This window comes from Acinetobacter sp. NRRL B-65365, from assembly GCF_001605865.1.
Classification (GTDB): Bacteria; Pseudomonadota; Gammaproteobacteria; order Pseudomonadales; family Moraxellaceae; genus Acinetobacter; species Acinetobacter vivianii.
On record NZ_LRPD01000050.1, the window covers coordinates 1 to 3,249 of the forward strand.

Below are 3,249 nucleotides of genomic sequence, written 5' to 3' on the forward strand. Positions count from 1 at the left end.
CCAAAAGCTCATTAACCAGAATCAGGCTGAATACCAGTTTGGCTATAACAAGTTTGGTCAGTTAGTTCGCGAACAAGCGTTTGACGGTGAAGAAAAGCATTATAGCTACAGTGAAAATGGTTTGTTATTCCAGATTCGCCAACCTAATATCTTGACTGAATTTAGCTATCATGATGATGGACAGATTGCTTCAAAAATTTATACCAACCTGCATACCCACCAAAGCCAGACAGAGTATTTTGAATATAACTTAAATCAACAATTAAGCTCGGCCAGTAATGCTGAGAGCCAAGTTCAAATGTATCGTAACCAGCTTGGGCAATTGGTGCGTGAACATCAGCATTATAAAATGTTAAATCTAACAGCTGTATTACGTTATGAATATGATGAATTAGGTAATCTGGTTAAAACTATTCGTCCGGATGGACAGGAACAGACGAATCTGAGCTATGGTTCAGGGCACATCTACGGAATTGCGTTTAACCAACAGGATATTGTTTCTTTTCAGCGAGATGATTTACATCGTGAAACGGTACGTTTTCTGGCAAATGGTTTGATGCAAACCAAGCATTATAATGATGTGGGGTTATTAATTTCTCAACAGATTGAGCCTGAGCAAGAAACCTCAGATCGACTCCGTTACCAAGCGCATAGACATTATCAATATGATAAAAACTATTTGCTCACCCAAGTTGAAGACAGTCGTTTAGGGCAACTCAATTATCAATATGATCCGATTGGACGTTTGATTTCCACGCAAAGTCAGCATAAAAACGAAAGTTTCAAGTTTGATCCAGCGGGGAATCTGGTTGATCCAATCAACCAGACAACACATGCCAAAAACAATTTAATCAAACAGTATCAAGGCAAGCATTATCAATATGATGTGCAAGGCAATGTGATTGAAACCACGCAAAATGGTAAAACTTTAAAGCTGACGTGGGACAATCATAACCGTTTGATCCAAAGTAACTTGAATGGGCAAGTGACTCAGTATGGTTATGATGTCTTTGGACGTCGTTTATATAAGAAATCATCAAACCAAGATCTCACCTTATTTGGCTGGGATGGTGATTTGATGATTTGGGAATCAAGCCAAAATTTGGACAAGCCTGAGAATAGCTATACCAAACATTATGTCTATGAGCCTGACAGCTTTGTACCCTTAATGCAGGCAGGGTATCAAGGTTTTATTCAACTAATTGAAACGCCTGATTATAGCGAATACCTCAACAAACCTTATTCAGTTTATAAAGATCCGATCTGGAGTACAGATACACGTAAAAACCGTGTGGCTTTAGAGCAAACCGCTTTTTATCATTGTGATCAGGTGGGAACACCGCAAACACTGAGTAATGCCGCAGGTGAATGTGTCTGGGAAATTACTCAGGATACGTGGGGCACTGCACTCGAGATTCAAATGCTTAATAAGGACAATCCATTTGAACAGAGTAATCTGAGATTCCAAGGTCAGTATTACGATAATGAAACAGGACTGCATTATAACCGTTATCGTTATTATGAGCCGTATAGTGCAAAGTATATAAGTAAAGATCCGATAGGTTTATTGGGTGGATATAACACTTCTGCTTATGTAAGTGATCCAACTCAATGGGTTGATCCAATGGGCTTGATGGCTGAAAAAAATAAGAATTCTAATCAGTCAAACTATGAGCGTTATTCTCAAGACTTTAACCGTAGGAATGCTCCGATTGTTGAGCGTCAGCGTAACGCGACTGAGCAGGCTAAACTTGCAAATGAGCAAGCAAAACAAAGAGCAGCGGAAAAAGAAAGACAGCAGAAGCTAGCTGATGAGACTAAGGCAAAAAGTGCAGAAGAATTCTATAGGAACACAGTCTGTGAAAGCACGCCTAGACCTAGACAACCAGGTGGATTACGTTCAAGAGCAGTATTGGGTAAAAATGCTTATAAACATTATTCTTGCTCGCCGAGTGCAGATTATGTAGCTTGTAGTGGTGGTCTATTAGGGCACAATGTTACGGTTGTAAAAAATTTATGGGCTAATGAAAAAGAGGGTTGGTATATCGCAGGCTCTAAAGGAGCATTAATAACCCAATCTGCTCCGAAAAGTTCTAAAGATCTAGTTGGTGCAAGTTGTGTAAGCGGCGTTATAAAAAATTTAGACAAAGCAACGGTTGATGAGTATGGTATGCGTAATTTAACAGATGAATTTGTTAATGGGGCATCTGCATCGGCAGGTATTGTTATTGGTCCTGGTATTGGCATAGGCGCAAATTATGTTGTACCAATGGTTTCAAAAAGTAGCCCTGTCTATAAAGCTAGAGCAGTTGAGTTTGTAGTGGGTAGAACTGGTGTTAGTTTCGATATTGGTGTTACAAAATTGTTGTCTGATAAATAGAGTGTAAGGACCATTTATGAAAAAAATTGTTTTAACCCTCTCGGTTCTATTAATCGGATGTGGTAAAGAAATAGTACAAAAGCCCTATATAGATAAAGTAAATCAGGATTTTGTAAATGAGGCCAGCATCCTTTTTGATAGTAAAACTCGAGATTTAAAAGGTTACTCATCTTATAGTGCTAATAGGGTTTCATATAAGATTAAAGCAGATGAATTTAATTTCAATAATTTCTTAAACAAGAAAGATAAAGAATTAAAAGAAATGGGATGGGAGTATTATAGAAAATATAATGAAAGTTATGTATTCTGTAGAGATAAAAGTCAACTTGAAATTATTGCACCGCGAGTTATTGTGGGTAATAAAGAATTGACCGAAGGTTCTGTTGCAATGCAATTAAATGATGATTGGCATGTAATATTTTATAAAGCTAATAATACAACCTCATATATATGTCATGATTATAAATAGAGATAGGTGTGTCAATCTTTTTGATTTTACGTTCTTTTATAAATAAAGAAATATTAAAGAAAACTAGTTTTTTAGTTTTTATAGTATATGTTTGTTCTTGCGCTAGTGTTGAAGAAACACAACAAGGTAAGTATTTTACACATGTCATTAATCAATACTTTGGGGAATATCAACCAAATGAAAAAATCTGGGTTGATAAGCCAGAAAGTAAATATTCAATTACTAAAATAAAAAAATCAAATCTTTCTTTAAATGATTTTTCTAATATTCGTAAGAGGTTGGAAGTTGATGGTTGGAAACTTATTTCTGATCAAGATAGCTACTATGAGTATTGTTTGGGTAAGAAAATACATATAGGTATACTTTATCCAATACGATCACATCATTACAACCCTGAAGG

The 3,249-nt window shown here is 36.3% G+C and carries 3 protein-coding genes; all 3 read left to right on the forward strand.

Annotation, left to right across the window (positions count from 1 at the left end; all coding sequences use genetic code 11):
* The coding region (locus AWW72_RS16130; RefSeq protein WP_212815502.1) for an RHS repeat-associated core domain-containing protein at nt 1-2,380 on the forward strand (2,380 nt) is incomplete at its 5' end.
* A gap of 16 nt (nt 2,381-2,396) precedes the next feature.
* The gene (locus tag AWW72_RS16135) at nt 2,397-2,849 is read left to right on the forward strand and encodes a hypothetical protein (RefSeq protein WP_062848009.1); all 453 of its coding nucleotides are present in this window, start codon (nt 2,397-2,399) and stop codon (nt 2,847-2,849) included.
* Between the two features lie 8 nt (nt 2,850-2,857).
* On the forward strand, nt 2,858-3,249 hold a 392-nt coding region (locus AWW72_RS19500; RefSeq protein ID WP_171254741.1), incomplete at its 3' end, for a hypothetical protein.

Bases quoted from the DNA above. Each gene is read 5' to 3' on its own strand.
- AWW72_RS16135 (WP_062848009.1), top strand. From the start codon at position 2,397: ATGAAAAAAATTGTTTTAACCCTCTCGGTTCTATTAATCGGATGTGGT.